Origin of the sequence: Curtobacterium sp. MCPF17_021 (assembly GCF_003234605.2) — a bacterium.
Taxonomy (GTDB): Bacteria; Actinomycetota; Actinomycetes; order Actinomycetales; family Microbacteriaceae; genus Curtobacterium; species Curtobacterium flaccumfaciens.
On the sequence record NZ_CP126252.1, the window covers coordinates 3,110,595 to 3,124,207 of the forward strand.

The 13,613-nt window shown below is 71.5% G+C and carries 16 protein-coding genes; 10 read left to right on the forward strand and 6 right to left on the reverse strand.

Annotated features, from left to right (window positions below; genetic code table 11):
- Window positions 1-122: 122 nt before the first annotated feature.
- Window positions 123-1,580 (reverse strand): sugar porter family MFS transporter, encoded by a 1,458-nt coding sequence (locus DEJ29_RS14580; protein WP_111094500.1) that lies wholly within the window; start codon window positions 1,578-1,580, stop codon window positions 123-125.
- A 155-nt stretch (window positions 1,581-1,735) separates the two neighbouring features.
- Entirely contained in the window at window positions 1,736-2,272 is a 537-nt protein-coding gene (locus DEJ29_RS14585; protein ID WP_071405966.1) for a hypothetical protein, read from the reverse strand.
- Window positions 2,273-2,616: 344 nt separating this feature from the next.
- Between DEJ29_RS14585 and DEJ29_RS14590 the strand changes: the two genes are divergently transcribed.
- Window positions 2,617-3,309, forward strand: a complete 693-nt coding sequence (locus DEJ29_RS14590) for a LysM domain-containing protein (RefSeq protein ID WP_258375907.1) — start codon at window positions 2,617-2,619, stop codon at window positions 3,307-3,309.
- Window positions 3,310-3,521: 212 nt separating this feature from the next.
- Here the strand turns inward: DEJ29_RS14590 and pgi are convergent, their stop codons facing one another.
- From pgi to DEJ29_RS14610, 4 genes are all read right to left on the reverse strand, one after another.
- A complete protein-coding gene (gene pgi / locus DEJ29_RS14595) occupies window positions 3,522-5,243 on the reverse strand; it encodes a glucose-6-phosphate isomerase (protein ID WP_071246100.1) in 1,722 nt (573 codons plus the stop codon).
- Between the two features lie 234 nt (window positions 5,244-5,477).
- A complete protein-coding gene (locus DEJ29_RS14600; RefSeq protein ID WP_111094499.1) occupies window positions 5,478-7,709 on the reverse strand; it encodes a heavy metal translocating P-type ATPase in 2,232 nt (743 codons plus the stop codon).
- The gene (locus tag DEJ29_RS14605) at window positions 7,706-7,924 is read right to left on the reverse strand and encodes a heavy-metal-associated domain-containing protein (protein ID WP_110864123.1); all 219 of its coding nucleotides are present in this window, start codon (window positions 7,922-7,924) and stop codon (window positions 7,706-7,708) included. Before DEJ29_RS14605 ends, DEJ29_RS14600 begins: the two co-directional genes overlap by 4 nt.
- A gap of 32 nt (window positions 7,925-7,956) precedes the next feature.
- Entirely contained in the window at window positions 7,957-8,247 is a 291-nt protein-coding gene (locus tag DEJ29_RS14610) for a metal-sensitive transcriptional regulator (protein ID WP_027466001.1), read from the reverse strand.
- Window positions 8,248-8,329: 82 nt separating this feature from the next.
- On the opposite strand from DEJ29_RS14610, the gene DEJ29_RS14615 reads away from it, so the two are divergent.
- From DEJ29_RS14615 to DEJ29_RS14655, 9 genes are all read left to right on the forward strand, one after another.
- On the forward strand, window positions 8,330-9,550 hold the full coding sequence (locus DEJ29_RS14615) for an AraC family transcriptional regulator (RefSeq protein WP_111094498.1): 1,221 nt from the start codon (window positions 8,330-8,332) through the stop codon (window positions 9,548-9,550).
- A gap of 168 nt (window positions 9,551-9,718) precedes the next feature.
- Complete coding sequence (locus tag DEJ29_RS14620) at window positions 9,719-10,177, forward strand: Asp23/Gls24 family envelope stress response protein (RefSeq protein WP_111094497.1); 459 nt, start codon at window positions 9,719-9,721, stop codon at window positions 10,175-10,177.
- A complete protein-coding gene (locus tag DEJ29_RS14625; protein ID WP_111094496.1) occupies window positions 10,174-10,365 on the forward strand; it encodes a DUF2273 domain-containing protein in 192 nt (63 codons plus the stop codon). Before DEJ29_RS14620 ends, DEJ29_RS14625 begins: the two co-directional genes overlap by 4 nt.
- On the forward strand, window positions 10,362-10,676 hold the full coding sequence (locus tag DEJ29_RS14630) for a hypothetical protein (RefSeq protein ID WP_017885411.1): 315 nt from the start codon (window positions 10,362-10,364) through the stop codon (window positions 10,674-10,676). The genes DEJ29_RS14625 and DEJ29_RS14630 overlap by 4 nt, the downstream gene beginning before the upstream one ends.
- Before the next feature lie 9 nt (window positions 10,677-10,685).
- The gene (locus DEJ29_RS14635; RefSeq protein WP_027465998.1) at window positions 10,686-11,261 is read left to right on the forward strand and encodes a DUF6286 domain-containing protein; all 576 of its coding nucleotides are present in this window, start codon (window positions 10,686-10,688) and stop codon (window positions 11,259-11,261) included.
- Window positions 11,258-11,821: a hypothetical protein gene (locus DEJ29_RS14640; RefSeq protein ID WP_111094495.1), complete on the forward strand. Its 564-nt coding sequence runs from the start codon at window positions 11,258-11,260 to the stop codon at window positions 11,819-11,821. The genes DEJ29_RS14635 and DEJ29_RS14640 overlap by 4 nt, the downstream gene beginning before the upstream one ends.
- 83 nt (window positions 11,822-11,904) lie before the next feature.
- Window positions 11,905-12,078 carry a CsbD family protein gene (locus tag DEJ29_RS14645; RefSeq protein ID WP_071246087.1) on the forward strand — a complete coding sequence of 58 codons (174 nt, stop codon included), beginning with the start codon at window positions 11,905-11,907 and terminating at the stop codon, window positions 12,076-12,078.
- 77 nt (window positions 12,079-12,155) lie between these two features.
- On the forward strand, window positions 12,156-13,121 hold the full coding sequence (locus DEJ29_RS14650) for an Asp23/Gls24 family envelope stress response protein (protein WP_111094494.1): 966 nt from the start codon (window positions 12,156-12,158) through the stop codon (window positions 13,119-13,121).
- Window positions 13,118-13,534 carry an MFS transporter permease gene (locus DEJ29_RS14655; RefSeq protein ID WP_111094493.1) on the forward strand — a complete coding sequence of 139 codons (417 nt, stop codon included), beginning with the start codon at window positions 13,118-13,120 and terminating at the stop codon, window positions 13,532-13,534. The genes DEJ29_RS14650 and DEJ29_RS14655 overlap by 4 nt, the downstream gene beginning before the upstream one ends.
- The last annotated feature ends 79 nt before the right edge of the window (window positions 13,535-13,613 follow it).

Sequence of the window (13,613 nt, forward strand, 5' to 3'; positions counted from 1 at the left end):
CAGCTGGCACCGGGCCTCCCGTCCGTCTGCGTGCTTCGTCACACACACCGAGTGAGCAGAAGACGTCGGGTGCCCTGGGGCGACCCGACGTCTTCTGCGCACTCGGTGCGGTGTGGTGCGGACTAGCGGCGCGACGCCTTCACGGGGACGGTGAAGATGTTGCCGGTGGTGACGCCCTCCTCGACCTCTTCGAGGGTGCGACCGCGGCTCTCCGGCACGAACTTCCAGATGAAGAGCAGCGCCAGCAGCCCGACGACCCCGAACCCGAAGAAGGTCCCGGTGATGCCGGTCGCGGCGACGATCGTCGGGAAGTACAGCCCGAGGAACGCGTTCGCGATCCAGAGGCAGAACACCGAGATGCCCATGCCGAGCGCACGGATCTGCGTCGGGAAGATCTCGGACAGCACGACCCACACCGCGATGTTGAGGAAGGTCTGCATCGAGCCGACGAACGCGACGACCAGGAACAGGATGACCCACGGGCGAGCCGGGTTGCCCTCGGGCAGCGCCACCGACGCGATGCCGATGAGGAAGTGGCAGATCGTCGTCAGCGTGAACCCGAGGATCAGCGTCGTGCGGCGGTTGATCTTCTCCATGTTGTACAGCGCGATGACGCCACCGATCACGGCGATCACGCCGGGGGCGATGTTCGCGATGAGGGCGGCCGACGCCTGGAACCCAGACTCGATGAGCACGGTCTGGCCGTAGTACATGATCGAGTTGATGCCGGTGAGCTGCTGCGCGACGCCGAGCCCGGCACCGATGAGCACGATGCGGATGAGCCACTTGTTCCCGCGCAGCGTGTGCCAGCCACTGACGCGCTCGACCTTCGCTTCGAGGTCGTTGCTCCGCTTGATGTCGTCGAGCTCGGCACGGGCCCGATCGGTGGTCCGGACCTGCTCGAGGACCGAGAGCGCCTCGTCGTAGCGGTCCTTCGACGCGAGCCACCGCGGCGACTCCGGCACCCGGAGCATCCCGACGAACAGCGCGATCGCGGGGAGCGCACAGACGGCCAGCATGACGCGCCAGACGCCGTTGCCCTCACCCCACACGTTGCCGATGATCGCGTTGACCACGAACGCGGCGAGCTGACCGATCACGATCATGAGCTCGTTGCGGCCGGACAGCGACCCGCGGATCTCGTACGGCGCGAGTTCGGCGAGGAACACCGGCACCACCGTGGATGCGCCACCCACCGCGAGGCCGAGGAGCACACGACCGATGACGATGACCTCGAACGTCGGCGCGAACACGCAGATCAGCGTGCCGACGAAGAACGTGACGGCGAGCAGGATGATCGTCTTGCGGCGACCCCAGCCGTCGGCGATGCGGCCACCGAGCATGGCGCCTATCGCGGCACCGAAGAGCAGCGAGCTGGTGACGACACCCTCGGTGAAGTTCGTGAGGCCGAGCTCGGCCTTCATCGGGTTCAGGGCACCGTTGATGACACCGGTGTCGTACCCGAAGAGCAACCCGCCGAACGTGGCGACGAGGGCCAGCACACCGAGTCGTCGGCGGTGCGGCCCGGTCCCCAACGGGGGCAGTGCGACAGTCGGGGCTGTCGGTTTGATGTCGACCATTCGGTGACTCCTTCGTCGGTGATCGCGCGTCAGTGCGTGGACCGATCGTAACCCGAATCCATGTCCTGTCAATTGGACATTCTGTCGTCAGGTCGTTTGGATCGGTCCACAGAAGGCCTGATGAGGACGGGAGCGGTCCAATCCGCGGATCGGGCTCAGCGCTCGTCGTCGACGGGGCCGTCGCCCAGGACGTCCCCCAACGAGGCCATGTCCGCGCCGTGGTCGGTGTAGCGCCGGACGGTCCGTCGAGCCGCTGCGCTCGCGGCACCGGACAGCGCCGGGTTGCGTCGCGCGGCGTCGGCCACCCGGCCCGCGTGCCCCGCCGTCGAGAGCAGCACGTTCGCCAGTGCTCGGGCGTCACCGCGCTCGGGCACCCCGGTGACCGTCCACGCCGTGCGGACCTGAGCGTCGGGGGTGACGCCACGGCGGGTGCCCATCCGGTGCCAGTCCGACAGCACGCCCTCGGTGCGCGAGGCGGCGCGGTCTGCCTCTCCCGCGCGACGGCGTGCGGCGTCACGGGCGTCGGACTCGGTGTCCGAGCCCTCGACCGTGTCGTACCGGTCGGTGAGCCCGTCGGCCCGGCGCCGGACGCTGTCGGCGCGTTCACGCGCTGCGACGTCGTCACCACCGGCCGCTGCGATGCGGGCGGCGTGCGCGGCGGCAGCCGCGGCGAGGATCTCCGAACGCTCCATGCCCTCGACCGTAGCCGCTCCGACCGACACCATCTCGCCCCCTCGGCGGCTGGACTGCGTCCCGGGACACAGTCCGCCGGCGACGACGACCGTGTGTTCGGCATCGCGTTACCCTCGAGCTGAGGGGGCATCATGAAACGGACCGGCGGAATCGCCATCGTGCTGGCGGCCGGCGTGGTGCTGTCCAGCTGCTCGCTGCTGCGGGACCGGACGGTGCCCTGCCCGCTCCCGCCTCCCCACCCGCGTCGAGCCCGACCGCGAGCGAGACCCCGACCGCGACCCCGGACGGCGAGTCGGCATCGGACCTGATCGAGGCCTCGGCGAACCCGCGCACACCGACCCCGGTGCCGACGGAGGCCGCCGCACCCGCACCGACGCTGACACCGATCCCCGCCGGGACCGTCCTGGCGCAGGGGGACGTGGCCTCGCCGAAGGGCAGCGTGCACTTCCACTTCCGGGTGGTCGCGGATGGCGACGACACCTTCACCGCGCAGTACTCCGGGATCACCTCGACGCTGCCGGTGCCGATCGGCGTCGCGTTGTTCGACCTGCCCCGTGCGGTGGGCGACGGGCTGACCTACCCCGGTGTCGGTGACCGGACCCTCGGCGGTCCGACCAGCACGGCGGCCGCGGTCGACGTCCCGTTGGACGGATCCGGGGTCGACCCGTCACACCTCGGCACCCTCGTGACCTACTCCGCCGCGGCGCCCGGGCAGGACGTCCCCGTCGAGATCTCCGCCGGCAAGGTCCTCGCGGTGTCCACCGTGCGGTGGTCCGTCCCCGCGCGGCAGACGAACGTGCACCCGAAGGACGCCGGACGGCGGGCGAACGCGACCGGGACCGTCACCGCGACCACGGCCGCCGGCTCGCCGAGGTCCTACGGCGTCGCCCCAGACGACCTGATCGGGGACGTCGCGGCGCGGTTCGGCATCACCGTCCGCGACCTGGTCTGGCTCAACGAGGGTGTCCAGGTGTTCGGCGAGGACCAGCACCTGTACGAGGGCACGTCCCTCAACCTCGACCCGCTCGCCCGCTGAGCGGGCGGCCCGGCGCCGAGCCCCGCGGCGTCGCAGCGGGCCCTCGCGAAAGCGACACTTCTCCGCGGAAGATCGGCGCGCATCTGTCGCTTTCGCAGGCCTGACGGCGGCCCGTCGGGCGCAACTGTCGCTTTGGCAGTGCCCGACACGACGGACGGGAGGCCCGTGGCGGACCCGCCACGGGCCTCCCGTCCGTCAGGTGGGGACGTGCGTTACTTCCGCAGCTCCAGGTACTTCGCGATGAGCGCCTTGGTCGACGGGTCTTGCGCGTCGAGCGCGGCCTGGTCGCCCTCCACGGCCGGCGTGACCTGCAGCGCCAGCTGCTTGCCGAGCTCCACACCCCACTGGTCGAACGAGTCGATGCCCCAGATCGTGCCCTCGGTGAACACGATGTGCTCGTACAGGGCGATGAGCTGGCCGAGGACGCTCGGGGTGAGCTCCGGCGCGATGATCGACGTGGTCGGCTTGTTACCGGGGAACGTGCGCGCCGCGACGATGCCTTCGTCGGTGGTGCCCTCGGCGCGGACCTCGTCAGCGCTCTTGCCGAACGCGAGCGCCTTGGTCTGCGCGAAGAAGTTCGCCAGGAACAGCGTGTGCACGTCGGTGCCGGGCGCGACGCCCTTGCCGTCGCCGGTCTCGTCCTTCAGCGGACGGGCCGGGTTGGCGACCGTGATGAAGTCGGCCGGGATCAGGCGGGTGCCCTGGTGGATGAGCTGGTAGAACGCGTGCTGGCCGTTCGTGCCGGGCTCACCCCAGAAGACCTCGCCGGTCTCGGTGGTGACGGGCGAGCCGTCCCAGCGGACGCGCTTGCCGTTCGACTCCATGGTGAGCTGCTGCAGGTACGCGGCGAAGCGGTGCAGGTACTGCGTGTACGGCAGGACAGCGTGGCTCTGCGCACCGAGGAAGTTCGTGTACCAGACGTTGAGCAGGCCCATCAGGACGGGGACGTTCTGCTCGAGCGGCGTGGTGCGGACGTGCTCGTCGATCGCGTGGAAGCCGGCGAGGAACTGCTCCCAGTTCTCCTTGCCGATCGCAATGACGACGCTCGTGCCGATGGCCGAGTCGACCGAGTAGCGGCCGCCCACCCAGTCCCAGAAGCCGAAGGCGTTCTCGGGGTCGATGCCGAAGGCCTCGACCTTGTCGAGCGCGGTGGAGACGGCGACGAAGTGCTTGGCGACGGCGTTCTTCTTCTCGTCGTCGGCGGCGTCGGTCAGGCCGAGCTTCTCCCACAGCCACTGGCGGGCGAGGCGCGCGTTCGTCAGGGTCTCGAGCGTGCCGAAGGTCTTCGACGCGACGATGAAGAGCGTGGTCTCGGGGTCCAGGTCCGCGGTCTTCTCGTAGATGTCCGCCGGGTCGATGTTCGACACGAAGCGGGCCTCGAGGCCGGGCTGGACGTAGGGCTTGAGTGCCTCGTACACCATGACCGGGCCGAGGTCGGAGCCACCGATGCCGATGTTGACGACGGTCTCGATGCGCTTGCCGGTGACGCCGGTCCAGGCGCCGCTGCGGACCTGCTCGGCGAAGCCGTAGACCTTGTCGAGCGTGGCGTGCACGTCGGCGTCGACGTCCTGGCCGTCGACGGTCAGGGGCGCCGCCGGCACGAGGCCCTCGGTCGCCTTCGGGCGGCGGAGCGCGGTGTGCAGCACGGCGCGGTCCTCGGTGACGTTGATGTGCTCACCGGCGAGCATGGCCTGGAAGCGTTCGGCGACGCCGGTGTCCTTCGCGACCTGCAGCAGCGCGGCGAGGATCTCGTCGGTCACCAGGCCCTTGGAGAGGTCGACGGTCAGGTCGGCCGCCTGGAAGGTGTACTGCTCGGCACGACCGGGGTCGCTGTCGAACCACCCTCGCAGGTCCGGGGTGAAGCCGGCAGCGATGCTGTCGAGCTTCTTCCAGCCTTCGGTCGATGTGGGGTCGACGGGAGCGGATTCGGTCACGGGGTCCTCCTGGATCACCTTCTGGACGTACAGCCCGCGGGTCACGCAGCGCTGCGTCGCGGACCGTCTTCGAGCGTAGTGCGCTCCGGCAGGTGGTGCGCACAGTCGGCCGGGAGGCGCGGCCCGCGTTCACTGCGCGCGTCACGCCTCCCGGCCGGACACGTTCACGGCTGCGGTCGGCCTGCCGGGTTCAGGGCTGCGGTCGGCTTGCCGGGTTCACGGGTGTGGTCGGGTTCACGGCTGCGCCGCGAAGCGACGCAGCCGCAGGCTGTTCGTCACGACGAAGACCGACGAGAACGCCATCGCCGCACCCGCGAGCACCGGGTTCAGCAGCCCCGCCATCGCGAGCGGGATCGCCGCGACGTTGTACGCGAACGCCCAGAACAGGTTGCCCTTGATGACGCCGAGCGTCGCGCGCGACAGCCGGATGGCGTCGGCCACCACGGTGAGCCGGCCGCTCACCACCGTGATGTCGCTCGCCGCGATGGCCGCGTCGGTGCCGGCCCCCATGGCGATGCCGAGGTCGGCCGCGGCCAGTGCGGCGGCGTCGTTCACGCCGTCGCCGACCATCGCGACGCTCCGCCCCTCGGCCTGCAGCCGGCGGACGGTCTCGAGCTTCGACGCGGGGGTCGCGCGGGCCTGCACCTCGTCGATGCCGACGCTCGCGGCGACCGCACGTGCGGCACCGTCGTTGTCGCCGGTGAGCAGCACCGGGTGCAGGCCGAGCGCCCGGAAGCGGGCGATCGCGTCGACGGCCTCGGGCTTCACGGTGTCGCCGACGACGACCACGCCCAGGGCCGTGCCGTTCCGGGCGACGACGACCGCCGTGCCCCCGTCGACCTCGGCACGGTCGACGGCGTCGGACAGCACCGGTGGCAGGGTGATCGACCACGAGTCGGCGAGCCAGCGGGTCGTGCCGACCAGGACGACGTCGCCGTCCACGACGGCCTGCACGCCCGCGCCGGCGGTCGCGATGAACCGCTCGGCCTCGGGCAGGTCGACGCCCCGAGCACGGGCCGCGGTGGTCACGGCGCGGGCGACGGGGTGTTCGGAGCCGTCCTCGACCGCTGCGGCGAGGCGCAGGACGACGTCCTCGGCCTCGTCGACGGCGGTGACCGACCGCAGGGTCATCGACCCCGTGGTGACGGTGCCGGTCTTGTCGAGCACGACGGTGTCGACACCGCGGGTGCGCTCGAGCACCTGCGGACCGCCGATCAGGATGCCGAGCTGCGAGCCTCGGCCGGTGCCGACCAGCAGCGCGGTGGGCGTGGCGAGTCCGAGGGCGCACGGGCACGCGATGATCAGGGTGGCGACGGCCGCGGTGAAGGCCGCGGTGACCGAGCCGCCGAGCACGAGCCAGCCGATGAAGGCCAGCACGGCGAGCGCGATGACGATCGGCACGAAGACGCCGGAGACGCGGTCGGCCAGGCGCTGCACCTCGGCCTTGCCGGTCTGGGCGTCCTCCACCAGGCGACCCATCCGGGCGAGCTCGGTGTCGGCACCGACGCGCGTGATCGCGACGACGAGCCGCCCGCCGACGTTGATCGTGGCACCGGTGACCCGGTCGCCCGGGCTGACCTCGACCGGCACGGACTCGCCGGTGAGCATGCTGAGGTCGACGGCCGAGGAGCCGTCCTGCACCAGGCCGTCACTCGGGATCCGCTCGCCGGGTCGCACCACGACGACGTCGCCCACGACCAGGGACGAGGCCGGCCCGCGGTGTTCGGCACCGTCGCGCAGGACGGTGGCGTCCTTCGCACCGAGTTCGAGCAGTGCCCGGAGTGCGGCACCGGACTGTGTCTTCGCGCGGGCCTCCATGTACCGGCCGGCGAGGATGAACACCGTCACGGCGGTCGCGACCTCGAGGTACAGGTCGGTGGCCTCGGGGTCCGTGGCGAACCACGAGAACGTCATGTGCATGCCGGTCGTGCCGGCGTCGCCGAAGAACAGGGCGTACAGCGACCACCCGAAGGCAGCGAGGACGCCGACGCTCACCAGGGTGTCCATGGTGGCGGCACCGTGCCGGGCGTTGACCCACGCGGCACGGTGGAACGGGAGCGCACCCCAGACCGCGACGGGCGCGGCGAGCGTCAGGGCGAGCCACTGCCAGTTCGGGAACTGCAGGGCCGGCACCATCGAGAGCACCACGACGGGCACCGCGAGCACGGCGGACACGACCAGGCGTCGGCGCAGCGGGCCGGTCGGGTCGGCATCGGCCGCGGGTTCGGCGTCAGCGGCGGCGGGCGGTGCCGGCACCGTGGCGCCGTAGCCGGCCGACTCCACCGCGGCGATCAGCGCCTGAGGGTCGGCGCTGCCGTCCGCGGCGACCTGCACCTGCGCCTTCTCGGTGGCGTAGTTGACGGTGGCGGTGACCCCGGGCAGCTTGCCGAGTTTCCGCTCGATGCGGTTCGCGCACGAGGCGCAGGTCATCCCGGTGATGTCGAGTTCGACGGTGCGGTCGGTCACGAGCGCACGACCTCGTACCCCGCTTCGGCGACGGCGGTGCGGAGGGCGTCCGGGTCGACGGGTGCCGTCGAGCTGACGGTGACCTCGGACGATCCGCCGGGGACGAGTCGGACGTCGACGCCCGACACCCCGTCGACCTCGGTGAGTTCCTCGGTGACGCTCATCACGCAGTGGTCGCAGGTCATGCCCTCGACGAGCAGCGTTTCGGTGGTCATGGTGTCTCCTTCTCGGTGGTGGGTCGTCAGGGTCAGGAGCGGACGAGCCGGGCGATCGCCTGGCTGGCCTCGCGCACCTTCTCGTCGGCGGCGTCCCCGCCCTCGGCGACGGCCTCGGCGACGCAGTGCGCCAGGTGGTCCTCGAGCAGCGACAGCGCGACGCGTTCGAGCGCCCGGTTCGCCGCCGAGATCTGGGTGAGGACGTCGATGCAGTACGTCTCGTCCTCGACCATCCGCGCGATCCCGCGCACCTGCCCCTCGGCGCGACGGAGTCGCTTGAGCAGGTCGTCCTTGTCGCCGATGTACCCGACGTGTTCGTGCATGTCCGCCTCCACCGTTCTCAATACGGTACCCCCCTAGGGTATTCCTTTCCTTGTCCGGTGCAACTGATGGCATGATCGGCGCATGGACCCCTCGACGACGAACGGATTCCGCCGGCTGCGGTTCTCCGACGGCGAGGGTTCCGACTACTCCGAGATCTTCACGGCCGAGTACGGCGGCTCGGACTTCGCCTCCGAGACCTTCGCCACCGACGACACCCGGTACGAGTACACGGTCGTGGGCGACGACGACCTGTCGCTGCGCACCATGCGGGCCGAGGGCGGCCGACGCGGTGGGGTCATCGGCGTGCGGGACGACCACGTGGTGTTCTGGCTCACCAAGGGCCGGCTCGAGATGCACTTCGCCGACCGCACCCGCGTCGTCGAGCCGGGCAGCCCGTACATCGCGTCGGCGTCCGAGGCCTACCGGTTCGAGTCCGACGGCACCGTCTACAACGGCGTGCACGTGTCCGACCGGTTCCTGCGGAGCGTCGGCCGCGACCTCGGCTACCGCCTGCCCGACGGCCCACTGTTGTTCGACCAGCAGGACGAGGTCGTCGCCCGGCGCGAACCCCTGCGGCACCTGATCCGTGAACTCGGGCCGGCCCTGGTCGACGACCGCGTGCTCGGGCCGATGCGGACCGCCCTGAACCGCCGGCTGGCCGTCGTCATCCTCGACACGTTCCCCATCCGGAACCGCGGCGACGACGTGCCCGTGGCGAACCGGCTCCGCGACGCGATCCGCTTCATCGAGCTGCACGCCGCAGAACGCCCCTCCGTCCGCACCATCGCCGCCGCCTGCGGACTGAGCCAGCGCGGGCTGCAGGACGTCTTCGCCCGGACACTCGACACCACCCCGCACCGCTTCCTGCGCGACCACCGCCTGGACCGTGTGCGCGAGGAGCTGCTCCGCGCGGACCGGGGTGGCCCGGTCGCCCCGGCGGACTGTCCGCTCGTGTCCTCCGGCATCGCCGCGATCGCCCGCCGCTGGGGCTTCACCAACCCGGGCCGGTTCGCCGAGACCTACCGCGACCGGTTCGGTGAGGACCCGGCCGTGACGAAGCGCGCGTCGCTGGCTGCGCAGCCGGAGGCCGGCAAGGCGTCGTGGCGTGTCCGTCGTGCGGTGTCGTACATCGAACAGCACCTCGACGACCCGCTCACGCTCGACGACATCGCGGCCGCTGCAGGGGTGCTCCCCCGACGGCTGCAGCAGCTCTTCCGCGAGGAGCGCGGCGATTCCCCCATGGCCTGTGTCCGTGCCATGCGGGCCGCTGCCGAGCGCAACGGCGCGGCCGGAAACGGCTGAAAGGCCGGACGGAACACCCCGGGGTACACACAGATCCCCGGATTTCCGGGGTTCCCTGGATTCCTCCCGAATCCGAGAAGTCGTGTGTGACGAATCTCTTCCACAGCCCGTCTCATCCGTGAACAGCAACCGCTGGGAACGCCCGGCGGGTCAACGGAAGGAACGAACATGGCTGACACCATCACCCCCACCCCGGCCACCACGGCGACCCGTGCCACCTCGCACGCCGGCACCAGCGGCGTCACCGGCAAGACCGTCATCGACGACACCGTCGTGTCGAAGGTCGCCGGCATCGCCGCCCGTGAGGTCAACGGCGTGCACTCCCTCGGCAACGGTGCAGCCCGTGCCATCGGCGCCATCCGCGACGCGATCGGCCAGCGCGACTTCGGTCAGGGCGTCAAGGTCGAGGTCGGCGAGAAGCAGGTCGCCGCGGACATCGTGATCGTCGCCGAGTACCCGGTGTCGCTCCAGCAGGTCGCCGACGGCGTCCGTGCCGGTGTCGCCCGTGCCCTCGAGCAGATCGTCGGCATGGAGGTCGCCGAGGTCAACGTGACCGTCCAGGACGTCTACATCCCGGGCGACGACGACGACAACGACGACGAGAAGAAGGAAGCCCGAGTCGCATGAGCAACTCGCTGATCGGCGCCCTCATCGGCGCAGTCCTCGCCGTCGTGGCACTGCAGTTCGGGTTCTGGGGCTTCGTGCTCGTCATCGTCTTCGGTGCGATCGGGGCCCTCGTGGCCGCACTCGCCACCGGGCGCATCGACCGCGGTGCCCTGACCGACGTGCTGACCGGACGCCGGAGCTCCCGGTGAACGCCGGCCCGGACGTCCCGGGCCGCGTCGAGATCACCGCACGCGCGCTCACATCGCTGGCGCGGGCCGTCGCAGCCGAAGGGCTCGGCGCCCCCGCCAAGCGGGTGCGCGTCGGACTCGGCGACGCGTCGGGAGCACTGTCGCTCGACATCACCGGGCCGATCGCCGCGAGCGACGACATCGTCTCCGGGTCGATCCGGATCGCGGACCAGGTCAAGGGTCGCGTGAGCGACCTGACCGGGCGCCGCGTCGGCAGTGCCCACATCGAACTCACCGGGATCGTGCGCGAGCACGAGTCCCGTGCCCGCTAGGAGGCCATCATGAGCAACGGTTCCGTCGAACGACGCATCCGTCGTCGGAGCGTGCACCGCTCCCGCTCCACAGCAGTGGCGGTGGCACTCGTCGTGCTCGCCCTGGTGGCCGCCTGGATCGGCACCGAGGCGGTGCTCAGCGCCATCGGACGCCCGCCGCTGGTCGCCGACCCCCAGACCGTGGTCGACACGGCGCTCCGTCCGGACGCCGCGTTCGTCACCATCGTCGAGGTCATCGCGGGTGTGCTCGTCGTCCTCGGCGTCGTGCTGGTCGTCCTGGCGCTCAAGCCCGGCCGCCAGCACCGATCGGTCGTCGAGCACGAGCGCGGTGCGGTCGTCATCGACGCCCGCATCGTCGCCTCCACCGCGGCGAACGCTGCAGGCATGGCGGCCGGTGTCCCCGAGGGGAACGCCTCCGCCACCGCCCGTGGCCGTTCCACCGAGGTCCGCATCGTCCCCGTCACCGGTGTGCCGGTCGACGAGGCGAGCGTCCGCGCCGCCGTCGTGGAGCGTCTGAGCGGTCTCGACGAGCGCTTCGGCCGACGCGTCCGCGTCCGGGTCGAGGAGAAGGGAACCCTCGCATGACCAAGAGCAACCGGACCCTCAACCGGATCATCCTGTTCGTCCTCGGCCTCGTCGCCGTGGTCGTCGGGATCGCGATGGGCGCGGGCGTGCTGCCCGCCGTCCAGGACGCCGTCAAGCCGTACGTCGACCTCCCCCGCAGCCTCGACGTCCCCGCGTCCGCGCTGTGGATCGTCGCCGGGGCCGCGGCCCTCGTGATCGTCCTGTCGCTCGTGTGGGTGTTCACCCGCGGTGGTGGCGGCACGTCCGTCGCCGTCCGGGAGCACTCGGGCGACGACGCGGTCACCGTCAACGTCGCACTCGTCCGGGACGTCCTCGAACACGAACTCGCGGGTGTCCGCGACGTCGTCGGCTCCCGGGTCGACACCTACCTCGTCCGCCGGCAGCGCGCCGCCCGGATCCGTGTCGCGGTCCGCCGCGGCGGGGACGCCGTCACCGTGCTCGATGCCGTCGACCGAGCCGTCGCGGTCCTCGACCGCACCCTCGGCCGTCCGGTCCCGGTGCTCGTGCACCTGACCGGCGGTACCCGCTCCGCACTCGCGAAGTCGACCCGCGTCCACTGACACCCGTCAGCCGGACGCACCCCGGGCCTCCCGGCCCACCACCACACCACCGGGCACACCGCCCACCCACGAAAGGACCCGTCATGGGACTCGACGACAAGATCAAGAACGCCGCTCAGGACCTCGCCGGCAAGGCGAAGGAAGCCGTCGGCAACCTGACCAACGACGACTCGAAGGTCGCCGAAGGCAAGAAGGACCAGGCCGCCGCGAGCGCGAAGCAGACCGGCGAGGACGTCAAGGACGTCTTCAAGAAGTAGGTCGCACGACCGCATCGGGGCACCCGTCGAACGGGTGCCCCGATGCGTCCCGCGCAGATCCCGAACGAGGAGGAACCATGCAGCACGACCCCCATGCGAACACGCAGGTCACCGAGGTGGCGCTGCCCGCAGCACTGACGGAGCCGCTGCCCGACGACGCGAGCACCGCGACGATCGTCGCGCGCACCGCGGCGGAGACCGCGCTCGGCGTGCCCGGCGTGCACCACCTCGGCGGGATCACCGCCCGTGCGGCCGACCAGCTGCGGAAGCAGCTCGGCCGCTCGGCGGGCACCGCCGGGGTGCAGGTCGACGAAGAGGACGGTGTGCTCGCCGTGCAGATCGCCGTCGTCGTCAGCTACCCGCACCCGGTGCTGGACGTCGGCGCCGAGGTCCGCCAGCAGGTGACCGCCGCGACCCGACAGCTGTCCGACCTCCGCACCTCGGTCGACGTGCGCGTCCTCGACGTGCACGGTCCGTTCGACGACGAGCAGTCCCCGCTCGGCCGCGCCGCCGAGCAGGCGACCGATGCCGTCAAGCAGGCGGCGGAGTCGACGGGCGAGGCCGTCAAGCAGGCTGCCGAGACCACCGCGGACGCCACCAAGCGCGCCGCGACGGCCACGGCGGACGTGACGAAGCAGGCCGCCGACGCCACGGCCGACGCGGCGAAGCAGGCAGCGTCCGCCACCGCGGACGCCGCCAAGCGAGCAGCCGATGCCACGGCCGACGTCACCAAGCAGGCAGCCGATGCCACCGCCGACACGACGAAGCGTGCCGTCGACGCCGCCGCCGAGACGGGCGAGCGCGTGCGTGACTCCACGTCGGAGTCCCTGGCCCGGGCATCGGAGCAGGCCGCCGATGCGGCATCGTCCGCGAAGGACGCCGCCGAACAGGCCCGCGACGTCGTCGTCGACGCGGCCGGGACGACCCGCGACCGGGCCGCCGACGCTGCCGATGCGGCGGCCGACGCTGCCGACGACGCAGCCGTCGCCGCCGATGCGGCAGCGGATGCCGCCGTTGCTCCCCGTCACCGGGACCAGCCGTGACCACCGCCTGGTCTGGAGGGCGCCGGTCCCGCGACCGGCGTCCCCGACCCCGCGGTGTCTGGATCGCCGGCGGCATCGGGGTCTTCCTGGTGCTCGTCATCTCGGTCGGCGGTTTCCTGCCCCTGGTCGGGTTCCTCGGCGGGGTCACCGCCACCACCGCCGGCCTCGTGCCGTTCCCGTTCGTCCGCGTCACCCTGATCGCCCTGCTCGGTGCGGTCGTGGTGCTCGCCCTGCTCCTGCTCGCCCTGACCCGCCGGCACACCGCCACCGCGACGACCGCCGTGGTGCTCGCCGTCCTGGTGAGCCTGGCCGTCACCCTGGTCCCCGTCGTCCTGGTCGCCGTCGGCTCCGCCGACCGCGCCGGCGATGTCTGGCCGATCGTCACCGAGCTCTGGAACCGCTTCACCGGCTGACGTCGGGCAGACGGCCACGGCCTGGAGGCCCACCCCACCCGATCCGTTCGGCCCACGCGGGTGGTCCTCGGGCCCACTG

Bases quoted from the DNA above. Each gene is read 5' to 3' on its own strand.
- DEJ29_RS14610 (WP_027466001.1), bottom strand. From the start codon at position 8,247: ATGCACGAACACGTCGGGTACATCGGCGACAAGGACGACCTGCTCAAG.
- DEJ29_RS14620 (WP_111094497.1), top strand. From the start codon at position 9,719: ATGGCTGACACCATCACCCCCACCCCGGCCACCACGGCGACCCGTGCC.
- DEJ29_RS14605 (WP_110864123.1), bottom strand. From the start codon at position 7,924: ATGACCACCGAAACGCTGCTCGTCGAGGGCATGACCTGCGACCACTGC.
- DEJ29_RS14640 (WP_111094495.1), top strand. From the start codon at position 11,258: ATGACCAAGAGCAACCGGACCCTCAACCGGATCATCCTGTTCGTCCTC.
- DEJ29_RS14580 (WP_111094500.1), bottom strand. From the start codon at position 1,580: ATGGTCGACATCAAACCGACAGCCCCGACTGTCGCACTGCCCCCGTTG.
- DEJ29_RS14625 (WP_111094496.1), top strand. From the start codon at position 10,174: ATGAGCAACTCGCTGATCGGCGCCCTCATCGGCGCAGTCCTCGCCGTC.
- DEJ29_RS14615 (WP_111094498.1), top strand. From the start codon at position 8,330: ATGGACCCCTCGACGACGAACGGATTCCGCCGGCTGCGGTTCTCCGAC.
- DEJ29_RS14585 (WP_071405966.1), bottom strand. From the start codon at position 2,272: ATGGAGCGTTCGGAGATCCTCGCCGCGGCTGCCGCCGCGCACGCCGCC.
- DEJ29_RS14635 (WP_027465998.1), top strand. From the start codon at position 10,686: ATGAGCAACGGTTCCGTCGAACGACGCATCCGTCGTCGGAGCGTGCAC.
- DEJ29_RS14645 (WP_071246087.1), top strand. From the start codon at position 11,905: ATGGGACTCGACGACAAGATCAAGAACGCCGCTCAGGACCTCGCCGGC.
- DEJ29_RS14650 (WP_111094494.1), top strand. From the start codon at position 12,156: ATGCAGCACGACCCCCATGCGAACACGCAGGTCACCGAGGTGGCGCTG.